The sequence below is a fragment of the Psychrobacter sp. UBA2769 genome, from assembly GCF_002352555.1.
Classification (GTDB): Bacteria; Pseudomonadota; Gammaproteobacteria; order Pseudomonadales; family Moraxellaceae; genus Psychrobacter; species Psychrobacter maritimus.
In genome coordinates this window covers 97,327-110,851 of sequence record NZ_DEIR01000019.1, presented here as the reverse complement: position 1 = coordinate 110,851, position 13,525 = coordinate 97,327, and the positions used below count along the sequence as shown (strand labels likewise).

Here is a 13,525-nt window from a genome sequence, read left to right as displayed (position 1 = left end):
GTCCAATTGCTCGATCTTCACCACGCCGAGCTCCACTTGCATGCTGGTGACAGCGAACATAGCTTCCGTCTGTGAATACCCATTCCGTATCAACTTCTTTTCGTAGGCTAAAAAAAATTCTCCCATAAGCCAGTTTTCGACCAGCGGTTGAAACGACTATAAGCTGTTTTCCACGAACACAATTCTTCAGGTATGTCACGCCAAGGCGCCCCTGTGCGTAGTTTCCACAGTATGGCTTCCATGATCTCTCGACTGTTTTGAGTTTGATAGCAGCCATGCTGTGTCATTGTTGATTGCAATTGATCCCAAAGCGTATCTGTTAGTGCTGTTCTTGCCATAACTTGTATTTCTCGCATCGTCTCAATAGATGCGGTATTGTAACTATTATTTATGGCTTATCCAATTGAAGACATGCCCTAGTATATGGTTGATAATTCTAACCGCCAATCATCGACAAATTATTCATCATGCCGCTGTTTGATTCGTGAAGATGATGATGCTCAGGTTTAATCGGCATAAAGCTGTGCAAGGTATTCACAAGCCCGGCCACATCGTCTTGCTCGAGATACGGACGAATATCGTAGTTACCTTGGTCGAATAGACACAGATGCACCTTACCTTGGCTACTAACCCGCAGACGATTGCAGCTGTCACAGAAGTGGGCAGCATAAGGGGCAATCATACCGATACGGCCTTTATAATCTGGATGGCTATATTCTATCGCTGGACCGTCATTGCTGCCACGCACATGGGTTTGCCAGCCGTGCTTGATTAAATAATTGGTGATGATGTCAGACTGTGCGTGCTGGGCAAAAAACAAATCGCTGTTGTCACTGGTCTGCATAAATTCGATAAAGCGATAGGTGACCGCTCTGTCTTTGACATAGTCGATTGCATTCATCAGATTTTCAAAGGCGGTTTCAGCCATTAAAATACTGTTTATTTTTAGCTTAATATCTGTGGTCGCAAGTAAGGTATCCATATCAGCCAAGAGCTGCGGCAACATATCAAAGCCTGTCATCTTATGGAAGGTTGCGGCGTCAAAGCTGTCCATACTGATATTGATTTGATTCAGTCCAGCCGCTTGCCAAGCAGCCAAATGCTTGCCAAGCTTATAGCCATTGCTGGTCATAGCAACCGTTTCAATACCTTCGGTGTTTTTGATGGTTTTAATAATGTCTACCACATCACGGCGTATAGAAGGTTCACCGCCGGTAATCCTAACTTTTTTGGTGCCAACTTGGGCAAAGCCGCGGATTAAGGTGGCAATTTCGTTGATACTGAGCTCGTTTTGTGGGGGCTTGCCTTGATAGCCATCTGGCAGGCAATACTCGCAGCGAAAATTACAAAAATCAGTAATGGATAGACGTAAGTAAGTCAGACGTCGTGCAAAACCATCTGTCAGTTGTTGATGGCTAGTATTAATAGGAAGGGACGAATCAAGGGGCAGATTATCAACAGTGGCATCGATGATAGAAAGTTTTTTACCGTCATGGATAACAGATATTGCCACAGGTGAATACAGTTGTGCATTCCCTATTGTGGGGGCGTGATAGGACATAATGTATTACCGTTAGTTTTGAATATGTTGTGGACTTTTAAGCGTTGCCTCAGGTTATGAATCAATATTTTTTATTATTTAAAACTTGTTATGATGAATAGTCATTGTAACAAACTAACGTTAGATAGCTAGTAACCCTACAAGTCTTATATCTAACACTAAAACAGTTGATATTAAGACTTATAGGGATAAGCAGCGGAAAGTTGATTTAACTGCTTTCTCTAGTTGACTGCGTTACTAGTTTCATATTTGACAAGCTATACATACTATAGACAAGGAAGAGAAGGAAAGTTATGACCAAGGAAATAACTGCACCTCTACCTTTTCCCCTGCTACGACATTGCCGGATTCTTGGGCTAGCACAATCAAACTATTAGCATTACTGAGCTGTTTAATACGATGAGACTGCTGGTTGGCAAAACTGGTCACTTGTAAGTTACCATTATCATCCTGCGACAAGACACCGCGTTGAAAATCTTTGCGACCTACTGACTTCTTAATATTACCTTGTAGAGTTGCTCGCACCTTTAAGGTCATCGGTAAATCATTAGTGCGTACGCCTGATAGACGCCATAGCGCCGGAATAACTAACTGTAAAGTGCCAACCACAGTAGATAAAGGATTACCCGGTAAGCCAAAATATAATACGGGCTTATCAAGGTCTTTACTTAACTCACCAAACACAAAAGGCTTGCCTGGTTTCATGGCTACTTTATAGTAGTTTATTTGCCCTAATTTTTCAATGACGGTGGTTAAAAAATCATAGTCGCCTACTGAAACCCCAGCGGTAGAAATCAGCACATCGCAGTCATGCATGGCTTCAGTAACGGCAGCAGTCGTCTTATCCAAATCATCAGGGATAATGCCATAGTCATGAATAATCACTGGCAAGCCAGACAACATACTTTTAAGTGTTGGCGTATTAGAATTATAAATCTGTGCCAAGTTATTGATTGGCTCACCTAAAGCAACCAACTCATCACCAGTAGCCAATAACCCAACGACTAAGGGTTTATAGATGTCGACTTTATCAACGCCCAAATTGGAAAGCAAGCTAATATCAGCAGGGTTCAAACGTTTACCTGCAGTTAATACCACCTCGCCTGATTCAATCTCTTCACCTTGTTTGCGAATATGCTCATCGACTACAACGGTTTGAGATAAGGTGATTGCATAGGTCTTTGATTTATCAAGTGACTCTCTAATATCTAAAAAATTGGTATTTTCTTGCATGATGACCGTATCACAGCTGTCAGGAACTACCGCACCGGTAAAGATACGTATACCTTGTCCAACTTGTAGATTGCCAGTGAACGGTTTACCTGCTTGCGACTCACCTATAATATCGATAATTCCATTTTTGCTAAGGTCACTACCAGCAGCAACACTGTAGCCATCCATCGCTGATAGGTTGTTTCTAGGAATCGTAAAAGGCGATACTATCTCTTGCGCAAGTATATGATTTTGACTGTCTAGCAGCTCACACGTTTGCGTTGCTCTTTTTACTATAGGAAAGTCATCTTGATTATAGCTTTGAATACGCTGGGTTATAGACTCCTGAAGTTGTTCAAGGGTAATCACTGGCTTTATACTCACTTATACTTAATGCTATATAAAATTAATGTTACGCAGGTTAAGACTTTCACGTATTTATTTAAGACACCCATTATGACAAACTAGCCAATCACTAACTCACTATGCTCTCTAATGCCGCTCTGTCTTCTATAACAAACTGCTCTACCAAAGCAGCAAGTGCAGGATAAATATCTGTTTTAACGTTAATCTTTTGACAGTATGCAGTGAACTGCGGTAGCCAATTAAGTAAAGCACTATCAAGAAAATCGATTTGTTCTTGTGCCGTGTTGAGCATATCAAGCTGCTGCTCAATAGTTTTATTAATCAATAAGCTCGTAACGATAAAATAGACACTTAAATGATCATTCGGTTCACGAAATTCAGGATGTAAACTTAGCTGCTGGCTATCAAGAAAACGCATCATATGAGCAGCAGGTTTGCCATAAAGATGTTTATCGCTGCTCAGATAATAAGAAGCGTAAGGCGGTGCACTATCATCACCACTGAGTAAGAATATCTGCGCAAAATCTGCGGCAAGCTCAATGGCACGATGCTCTTTAGGGAATTGCTGCAAGTTATCAATGGCGGCTTTGACGCGATTGCTGTATTGCTCAAGTCCGAGACTAACAAATACCTTGTGAATGCTATCGTAAGCTTTATTCTGTTGCCACTCATCTAAGGTCGCTGAGGTAAGCTCACGCGCGAAAATATCTGCAAACCAACGATAAAGTGCAGAACGTGCCGGATTAGCAGCTTGCCATTCTTCAATGATGTTCATTTTATCTTCAGTTATGTTCATTTTATATCCAATTTAAAATATTTTTAGGTGTTATTAGCGGCTGCTTTTATTAATTAACACATTTATTAATTAACACATTTATTAAATAGCAGTTTTATTTTTATAAGATGGTGGCATTGAGCACCACATTAGAACAGATCGTCTATATAAATAAATGCCTTTGTAAATCACATATGCTATTTACATCGCATACGGCTTACAAAGGCACTTTTTATCACTTACTATTCCAAACTAAACTAACCCATTTGGGATAATGCAGCAATACTACCATCTGGATTGACATACTTTGGACCACCGAAAGCAGTCACTGCTGGTGCTTTACCAACAAATTTCTCCATCTCGACGATACAAGTATTGGCACTAGGCGCTTGTGCAAGACTTGAGGTACCGATATCAATGGTTAACGTATTAGGGTCACCATAGGTATCTAGCGCACCGATTTCAGGGCCAGTAGGTGCATACCATGCACCCTCTTGTATACGAATGATACCAGGTGGGAAGTTATCAGAAATTACCGCACCTGCCAACAACTGACCGCGATCATTAAAAACGCGCACAATGTCACCATCTTTGATACCACGAGCTTTTGCATCTTCAGGTCCCATATAGCAAGGTTCACGACCTTGCACCGTATAGGTTGCACGACGCTCTTCAGACTCACAGGTTTGTGAATGTAGACGGGTATCTGGGTGCACTGATTGTAGCCATAGTGGATGCTTATCTGAACCAGGACCACCGTGTGAGCGCTCGATTTTCTCCATCCAAGTAGGATGGCCTTTGCAGTCATCATAACCATAACTGGCAATTTTTCGGCTACTTATCTCAATAAAACCTGATGGTGTACCAAGTGCATTGACTTCAGGATCTTCAAGGAAATCAGCATGTCTTGTCCAGTTTTCACCCTCTGGGAATAGCACGTAGCCTTTTTTCCAAAATTCAGCAAATTCCGGCATAAAAAACTCTTTTTTCAAGTTATCAGCACGGCACTCTTCATAGATTTGCTCAATCCACTGCATCTCATTCATATTACGGCTATATTCGATTTCACGATTCATGCGCTTAGTTAATTCATACCAAATATCAAAGTCTGATTTAGAATGATAAAGCGGGTCAATCAGCTTGTGCATGGCAATAACGCCACGATTACTATAGGTGCCGTAAGCATCAATATCATTACGCTCATAAGGCGTACATGCGGGCAGTACAATGTCAGCAAAACGACAGGTAGCCGTCCAGTTATAGTCGACCGCAACGACTGTCTCAACTTTGCGGTACGCCTCCTTCATTCGATTGCGCTGCTGATGGCGATGCCATTGGTTACAGCCTGAAAAAATACCCATTTTATAAGGCGGAAGGGTAACTTTGTGACCATTAAAATCAATCACTTTACCCGGCTCAAGTAAGCAATCGATAGCACGCGCGACTGGTATGACAGAGCTATACCCATTAAAGTCTTCGTTATCGTGCTTAGGCTTACGGCCCGTATCAAGGTTTAGTGGGAACGCACCAGGCATAGAAGCACCTGAAGCTGGTACACCCGATGAGCTATAGTGATGCGAATAACTAATGCCCCCACCCGGCTGACCAAACTGACCAAGCATAGCAGCGATAATCGCTCCCATCCAATAAGGTTGCTCACCATGTTGTTGACGCTGAATCGCCCATCCGAAAATAAGCTGGGTACGGTTCTTTGCCATTTTGCGGGTAAGCTCACGGATACGGTCCGCTTTGATACCACAAATCTTTTCTGCCCACTCTGGGGTTCTCTCAATTTTATCTTCAGTTTTCCCCATCACATAAGGAATAAACTCTTCGAAGCCGAGAGTATAGACATCAATGAATTTTTTATCATAAAGCTTTTCGGTATATAGCGTATGCGCAATAGCCAGCATAAACGCCACATCAGTATGCGGGTTAACATATTGATGATCACACTCTAGATAGTTCTGAGTTTTACTTTTGACCGGGTCAATACAGATAACCTCAATCTCTTTATTTCTAACTTTAGTACGTAACTTTTCTAAGTACTCATAAGATTCATGAGTTTCTGTATTCCAGCCAACTTGTAAGTTTTTGACTGGGTCATTCGCCCACATAACGATGACTTTTGAATTTTCTAAAATCAGCGGCCATGATGTACCTTGTGAATACACCTCAGTCGAACCTAACACGTAAGGCATAATAACTTGACCGGCACCCGTTGAATAATCCCCTGCTGTACCTACGCTACGGCCGTGCATCGCCACAGCGCGTAGCATATGGTTACCACAACTGTGGATCTGTCCTACTGACCGCCAGCCGACGTTAGCCGTATGCAACGCCCAAGGACCATAGTCCTTTTGAATACGCTCAAGCTCTTCATAGACCATGTCTAAAGCAGCATCCCAACCGACGCGTACGAAACGGTTATCACCGCGCTGTGTAGTATCACTTTTATGACGGTTTTTATACCAGTCAACCCGAACCATAGGATAACGTACCCGTGATGGGCTATAAATAATCCCAGGTACCCCCTGCAAAATATCGGTCGGGAACTGATCAAACTCAAAGGGCTGCACTTCAACGAGTTTGTCACCCTGAACATTGGCACGGAAAGCACCCCAATGAGCACCGGACATTTTCCAGCCACTCAAATCAGGCTTTTTCCCAGTCTTACCAGTAACGATACTGTTATCGGCAAGTAGTGACGTCGGTAACAAGGCGGTACCCGTTAAAGCAGCTAGTGACTTGAGAAAGCGTCTGCGATTGATGTTTTTCATAATATGTCTCTCTAATTGTTTTCTCTAGTTACGGTCTAGCACCTTGGAACGTATTTTCAGGCGAACCACTACCTTGAGGGTTCTTTCTAAAGTCTGATGAGTGCAGTTGTAGATATTTTAAGACCATAGCTGCACTATCATTGTCTAAGTTAGTAAACCCTACCATTCCACTAAATAGGCCTGGCCATTGGTTGGCATCGTGTCCACTTGGATCTGGTTGACGGTGGCAAGTACTACAGCTATCACTATACGTCTGGCTAGCAATGTCCCAAGCTGGCTCGATACTCTCCATGAGGCCTCCTTCGGCAACCCAGAACTGAGCCTTCACTTTTTGCCATTCAAGACCAGTGAGTGGATCTTCTTTCAGCTCGCCTTTTGTAATTAAACTCTCATCACTAGCTAAGTCTTTTTCGATAATGGCATCAGGAATATTTAGACCAAAGTTGGTATACCATACGCGACCAAAGCCTTTGTTTTTGCGCCACATATCCAGCTCAATTTGTACTCCACCATCTTTGTGCGCCAATACTTTAACGGGTGCAGCAATTTCTATACTACCTGCTTTAGTCTTTCTATCATCTGAGGTATATAAATCTTGCGGTACAATGTTGTAATAGTTTTGACCATCTTTAATTTTGGTACTTCTTGCTTCAGACAATAGCGAATCAAATGCTGGATTGTGCATACCTTCAGTATTTGGTAACTCGTGCGCAATCCCTTTGTGACAATCAAGACAGCTGGCATCACGTTCAGCCGCACTACGCATAATCATTTGTGAGGTGACACGCATTTTATCAAAATCCATGCTGTCGTAATCATGGCAAGTGCGACACTCTTTAGAATCGTTAGCTTTGAAGCGGCCCCACTCACGTTGTGCTAATACCACACGATGATCAAGAAATTTTTCTCGCGTACCAATGTCACCCATTAGTTGTGACAGTACTTCACGTGAGGCTTGCATTTTACGCGCAACTTTAGCCGTAAAGTCATGGGGTACGTGACAATCTGAACACTCTGCCCTAACGCCAGTACGGTTTTTAAAATGCACAGTTTTCTTGAGCTCGGGTAACATGTTATCACCCATAGTATGACAAGAAGTACAGAACTCTTCGGTGTTGGTTGCTTGCATGCCAGCATTAAACCCTGCCCAGAACCAAACTCCGCCCGCAAAGCCTATGATGACGAGAAGACCCAATCCGATTTTTGCAGAAGGTTTAAAAAGAAGACGACGCAGCCAGTTAAATAGGCTTTTGATTGCATTCATGATTGCTTTCATGATGATTCCTTACTGTATTTCATAGCCATTTAGATTTCATATAATTTGGGCGGTTATTTGTCCACTTTTTGCGTGAAAATAATAGAGATTAGCGATTGGACAATATTAGTTACTGACGGGACGCTAGTTAATAGACTTAAGAAGGGGGTCCCCAGAACAGCATTTGACCGAACCAAATGATGAAACCGTAAGCGCAAAGGAATAAAAGGGCTATAAATGGCAAGGCAACAAAAGCCATGATTAGAGCACTGAGCCACTCGCGTCTAACTGGTTGCTGTTGGGTTTGTAATGGTTGTTCAGGTTGCATAGGTCACCTCTAAATATATTCACGCTGGCTAACAAGTAGTAAAACAGTAATATTCAAAGCAGTTTTCATAAGAATTATAAGACTAAACCAGCCATTATTTTTATTTTAAAATGGGTGATAAGTTGTTTTTATAGGTGTACTGTGTATTAATTTTTAACCTAGCTATTGCTTGATATAGATAAACTAAAACTGAAAGTTGTTTATATCCTCACTAAAGATAATGATAACATAAAAATCCTATTTTTAGTAAGGAATAAGCTTAGTTCAGCCTAAAACTGTAGAACAAATTCTTAATTTCAATAAGCCTTTTAATATAAGAGCAAATCAGGTGTTATAAGGCATACCAAGCTTTATTATTTCCTGAATTTTCATACTATCTTACATACAGAAAAGCCCCGAGATTGTCGGGGCTTTCAAAGATTAAAAAATTTCTAATTAACAATAGCAGTTAGCTTTAGAACTTAAGGTACTTGCTGATTGATTTCAATATTTACTTGTTGCTGGTCACTTTTTAGCAAAACTGGATTAGAGGATAAATCACCAGATGCGGAAATAGCATTACCAGAATGGCTAATGCGCGCAGTCACAACCAGCTGCTCACCTGATGCGCGAGCAGGTTGTAAAGTTCTATCAGCCATCATCGCGTCTAGATTACTTAGGCTTAAACTGATATTGCCTTGCTTTAAATTGCTAATCGGTATTCGTTTTGCCGCATAGGGCGGCCCACCTGCAGCGGCGCGAATAGCGACAAACAACACATCATCAGCGGTTATCAAAGGTAGTAACTTAGCATTTACAGTGACAGATACATCGACACCTTCAGCAGCTTGCGCTTGTTGCCTGACAATATTGGCTGTTAACTCGTCCAAGCCAGTAAGCGCATGCATGTCATCGCCTGGATTTTGTTCCATACGCTGACGCATTTTAGCTATCCAGCCTTGTGCCTGCTCATAGTTACCTGCTTTCGCCTCGCCCCTTGCCATCAACATCTGTGCTGCCTCGTTCTCAGGATCGCCTTTCAAGATGTCCTCCAAGACTCGGCGGGTCTCGACATCAAGACTACCGCCATTTGCTAAAAAGCTTAACTGCGCATACTCTGCCGCAATATTTTTATCATCAGGGGACAGCCTATAAGCTCTCGACAGGGCTTCTAAAGCGGATTCAGGCTCTTCAAAAGATAAAAATATTTCCGACAATACCATCCAGCGGTAAGAATCATCAGCATTACGATGGACATTGGTCTGAATGGTCGTGAACAGCCCTGCACCATCTTCAAAAGCCCACTCTGGTAGTACTTCAATCTTGCCGGAAAGCAGCTCCTCTGATACTTCACCCACCCTATCCTGCGCACGCCATAAGTCAAACACATCACTACGATCGCTGAAAAGCACATAAGCACATATCGCCAATACTGGCACACAGACTATCAGTGCCAACTGACCTTTGAGACTAGGCAATTGCATAGGTGTTGCGATTTGTTCAGCATCTAATAACTGGCGCTCAAGTTCTGTTTTTTGGTCTATATATTGAACATCATCTATAGTACCTATTGCCTTATCAGCAGCGAGCTCACGCAATCTGGACTTATACACATCGATATTTAGATCAATGAGCCGATTGTCTACAGGATCAGGCGCCTCTCTACTTGAGCGCAACCACGGTACGATGACTATCAATGCGGCTAATAGAGCAACTAATAGGCTAAAAATAATAAATATGACAAGAGTAGAAAACACAGTCATAAGGAATCTCCTTTATCGCGTGTTTGCCCATTAGGTTTGGGTTTCGTCGTTTTAAGATTAGAGGGCTTAGTCTCAGTTAGGTTAGCTTCGTCTATCGTTGCCTCTGTCGTTGTCTTACCTGATTCTTCCCGACTTGCTAACAGCCTATCTAACGCTGCTTGCTCTTTAACTGTTAGTGAACTACTTATATCTGTATTCGGCATAATAGGGCGTTTACTAGGAGCTTTACCACGAGTATGATTGCGCCAAAACCAGCCGCCCAGTATTAAGATTAATAACAGGGGTGGAAAGAACCAAAGTATCCATGTAGATGGACGTACTGGTGGACTATAACTAATAAAATCGCCATACCGCTCTTGCATATACTGACGAATCTCAGCGTCCGAGCGACCATCTTTTACCATATCATAAGTTTTTTGCTTTAAATCCTGGGCGATAGGTGCATCAGAACCTGCCAGATTTTGATTTTGGCATTTCGGGCAACGAAACTCATCAATTAGGCCGCGGTACTGCGCTTCTTGCCGTTTTGAATCAAAGTCGTAAACTTCGATAGCCGCATGACTCAGGTTTGTCGCTCCTATTAATAAGGTAAAAAGCACAAAAACTGGGATTAACACTAGTCTGTAAAATAATGAGGTGTTAGCGTTCATTGGCAAACCTCTTCAACTTGGGTAGATGCTATTTTTTCACCAGTAGCCTCTTGTTGTAGAAGTTTTAAACAAGGGTTAATCCGACTTTGCCAATTTTCTTCGTTTACTTCACCAACGATATGCTGACGAATAATGCCCTTGCTATCGACAACGAAAGTCTCAGGGGCACCAGTCAAACCTAAATCCAAGGCGAACTGACCAGAATAGTCTTGCACAGACATCAAATACGGATCGCCAAGCTCATTAAGGTAATTAAGCGCATCACCAATCTCGTCTTTATAGTTCACACCGACCGTATGGACACCACGCTTCTTTAATTCTAAAAAGAAAGGATGTTCATACACACAAGTCGGACACCATGAACCCCAAATATTGATTAAATAAGGAGATGTTGGCATTTGTGAGTCTGTCACCATGAGACTGGTATCAGACAATAGTGGCAACTCAAAAGTTGGTACTGGACGTTCGAGTGCTGTATTGGTCACGATTTCCGTCGGTTTACCCAGTCTAAAAAAAAGCATAATAATGAAACCAATAAACACGATAAGCGGAATCAAAAACCACAGTTTAAGTTGTTTACTTTCCATAACCTTAGCGCTCCTCTACTGACTGAGTAACTGAACTATTAACTAATTTTACCCCAGTCTTTATATCTATAGGCCTGTCTTCATAGATACCATAGTCAAGATCATCTTCTAAAATTTTGGAATACTTCCTAGGTTTGATGCGATAACGAGGATCTAACATCGATATCACTACACCGAGTACCATGATAATAGAACCCAGCCAAATCCAACGGATAAGTGGTTTGACATAGATGCGGATGGCCCACTGATTACTGTCTTCAGCGATAGGTTCACCTAACGCGACATATAGATCTCGGCTTAGTCGGTCATCAATTGCAGCTTCGGTCATCGGCATCATACTCACCACGTAAGTACGTTTTTGTGGCCGCAATGTCGTAACCGATTGACCCTCTTTACTGACTAAGACTTCGGCTTCGGTCGCATCATAGTTACTGCCTTTGACCTCTGTAAAACTTTTAATCTCAAAATCATAACCTTGAACATGAACGCTGTCGCCGATACCCATCGCCACATCGGTTTCAATACTCATACTAGAGGTAAATGCCACACCTATCGCGGCGATTAATACGCCTACGTGGGCGGTCTGCATGCCCCAATAACTACTTTTCAGACGTTTAATACCAGCCAGTCGAGTTTTAGCGTTTTTAGTCTTATCTTTAATATCGATGAACATCCATGCCAATACCCATAGACTCAACGCGACAGTCACCGCGATATTAAACATTGCTACTGGATACACGAAATAGCTGATAATTGCACCCAAAACAGCACTGCTAATACCGATAATCAGTGCCGGTCCAAGTAAAGGTCGACTGTCCTTCTTCCAACGAATATTCGAGCCCATGCCCATCGCAAGCATTAATAACCACGTTAGCGGTACAAATAAAGCATTAAAATAAGGCGCACCAACGGAGACTTGGCCTAAATTAAAGGCATCAGCAATGATAGGATACAAGGTACCAAGTAGGACGACTAAAGTCGCTATTAAGATAATGGCGTTATTGATGACTAAAAAAGACTCACGCGATATCGCGCGATATTGACTTTCAACAGTCAACTGCCAGCCACGCAGCGCAAACATAATTAATCCACCGCCGATGACTATCGCTAAAATAACTAAAATAACGAGGCCTCGGGTTGGATCAGCTGCAAATGAATGCACAGAGGTAATGACGCCAGAACGCACAAGGAAGGTACCTAGCAAACTTAGCGCAAAGGTAAAGATGGCCAGCATAATGGTCCATGCCTTAAAGACACCACGCTTTTCAGTGACAGCCAATGAATGCAATAATGCCGTACCCGCCAGCCATGGCATCAAAGAAGCATTCTCCACTGGATCCCAAAACCACCAGCCACCCCAGCCAAGCTCATAATAAGCCCACCAAGAACCCAGAGCGATGCCTAGCGTTAAAAAACCCCAAGCCGCCTGAGTCCAAGGCCGCGACCAGCGTGCCCATACTGCATCCAGCCTCCCTGCCCACAATGCTGCCATACAAAAAGCAAAAGGCACGACCATGCCAACATAACCCATATATAGCATTGGCGGGTGAATGATTAATCCAGGATCTTGTAGTACTGGATTTAGGTCTACACCATCGACCATTAGATAAGGCAAGGTGCGATTAAACGGCGATGAGGTGAAAATAAGCATCGATAACATCATCGTCTGCACGCCAGCCATAATAACCAACACCCGCGCACGCATAGATAATGGTAAACCGCGGCTAAATAAAGAGACTAATGCTGCCCAAGTCGCCAGAATAGTCATCCATAACAATAACGAGCCTTCGTGGCCACCCCAAGTCGCTGATACTCGGTAATACCAAGGTAGTAAGCTATTAGAGTGTTGGGTCACATATTCCAGACTAAAGTCATTGTAATAAAACCCTGCCATCAATCCTACGAATGACAGCATCATCATAGAGAATTGTGCCCAAGCTAGACTAGGCGCTAAACGTTGCATAGCAACATTGTTATTTAATACACCCCATGTAGGTAATATCACTTGCAATATGGCGAGCACAAAGGCTACCAGCAAAGCAAAATATCCCAGCTCTGTGATTAGCATATATCTGACCTTATTTGATCGGCTTAAGTCATCATTAAGAGTGACCTAGAAATTTAAAGTAAACTGACTGAAGTAGAGCTTAAAACCATTCTAACATTAATGATTTTTTTTTGATATTTACGTCTCAAGTCTTAGCCAAATTTATGCCGATTTATCGAGACTAATAATGGCTTCAAGCCAGCATTTATGCGGAATTTTTGC

General features: G+C 42.4%; 10 protein-coding genes and 1 pseudogene. All 11 read right to left on the bottom strand.

The window, feature by feature from the left end; genetic code table 11:
• Nucleotides 1-338 (bottom strand): annotated as a pseudogene (locus B3Q63_RS09150) (IS5 family transposase); the annotation flags it as partial.
• Between the two features lie 98 nt (nucleotides 339-436).
• The gene (gene moaA, locus B3Q63_RS09145; RefSeq protein ID WP_296175932.1) at nucleotides 437-1,561 is read right to left on the bottom strand and encodes a GTP 3',8-cyclase MoaA; all 1,125 of its coding nucleotides are present in this window, start codon (nucleotides 1,559-1,561) and stop codon (nucleotides 437-439) included.
• 291 nt (nucleotides 1,562-1,852) lie between these two features.
• Nucleotides 1,853-3,142, bottom strand: coding sequence for a gephyrin-like molybdotransferase Glp (glp, locus tag B3Q63_RS09140; RefSeq protein WP_238060752.1), 1,290 nt, complete (start codon nucleotides 3,140-3,142; stop codon nucleotides 1,853-1,855).
• A gap of 106 nt (nucleotides 3,143-3,248) precedes the next feature.
• On the bottom strand, nucleotides 3,249-3,935 hold the full coding sequence (gene torD / locus B3Q63_RS09135) for a molecular chaperone TorD (protein WP_227678705.1): 687 nt from the start codon (nucleotides 3,933-3,935) through the stop codon (nucleotides 3,249-3,251).
• 236 nt (nucleotides 3,936-4,171) lie between these two features.
• Complete coding sequence (torA, locus tag B3Q63_RS09130; protein ID WP_201541826.1) at nucleotides 4,172-6,694, bottom strand: trimethylamine-N-oxide reductase TorA; 2,523 nt, start codon at nucleotides 6,692-6,694, stop codon at nucleotides 4,172-4,174.
• A gap of 28 nt (nucleotides 6,695-6,722) precedes the next feature.
• On the bottom strand, nucleotides 6,723-7,970 hold the full coding sequence (torC, locus tag B3Q63_RS09125; RefSeq protein ID WP_238048934.1) for a pentaheme c-type cytochrome TorC: 1,248 nt from the start codon (nucleotides 7,968-7,970) through the stop codon (nucleotides 6,723-6,725).
• Nucleotides 7,971-8,106: 136 nt separating this feature from the next.
• On the bottom strand, nucleotides 8,107-8,277 hold the full coding sequence (locus B3Q63_RS09120; protein ID WP_201541825.1) for a periplasmic nitrate reductase, NapE protein: 171 nt from the start codon (nucleotides 8,275-8,277) through the stop codon (nucleotides 8,107-8,109).
• 461 nt (nucleotides 8,278-8,738) lie between these two features.
• The gene (ccmI, locus tag B3Q63_RS09115) at nucleotides 8,739-10,019 is read right to left on the bottom strand and encodes a c-type cytochrome biogenesis protein CcmI (RefSeq protein WP_201541823.1); all 1,281 of its coding nucleotides are present in this window, start codon (nucleotides 10,017-10,019) and stop codon (nucleotides 8,739-8,741) included.
• Complete coding sequence (locus tag B3Q63_RS09110) at nucleotides 10,016-10,669, bottom strand: cytochrome c-type biogenesis protein (RefSeq protein WP_296175923.1); 654 nt, start codon at nucleotides 10,667-10,669, stop codon at nucleotides 10,016-10,018. The genes ccmI and B3Q63_RS09110 overlap by 4 nt, the downstream gene beginning before the upstream one ends.
• Nucleotides 10,666-11,256: a DsbE family thiol:disulfide interchange protein gene (locus B3Q63_RS09105; RefSeq protein ID WP_089553938.1), complete on the bottom strand. Its 591-nt coding sequence runs from the start codon at nucleotides 11,254-11,256 to the stop codon at nucleotides 10,666-10,668. The genes B3Q63_RS09110 and B3Q63_RS09105 overlap by 4 nt, the downstream gene beginning before the upstream one ends.
• Before the next feature lie 4 nt (nucleotides 11,257-11,260).
• Nucleotides 11,261-13,324, bottom strand: a complete 2,064-nt coding sequence (locus B3Q63_RS09100) for a heme lyase CcmF/NrfE family subunit (RefSeq protein WP_201547022.1) — start codon at nucleotides 13,322-13,324, stop codon at nucleotides 11,261-11,263.
• Nucleotides 13,325-13,525 lie beyond the last annotated feature (201 nt).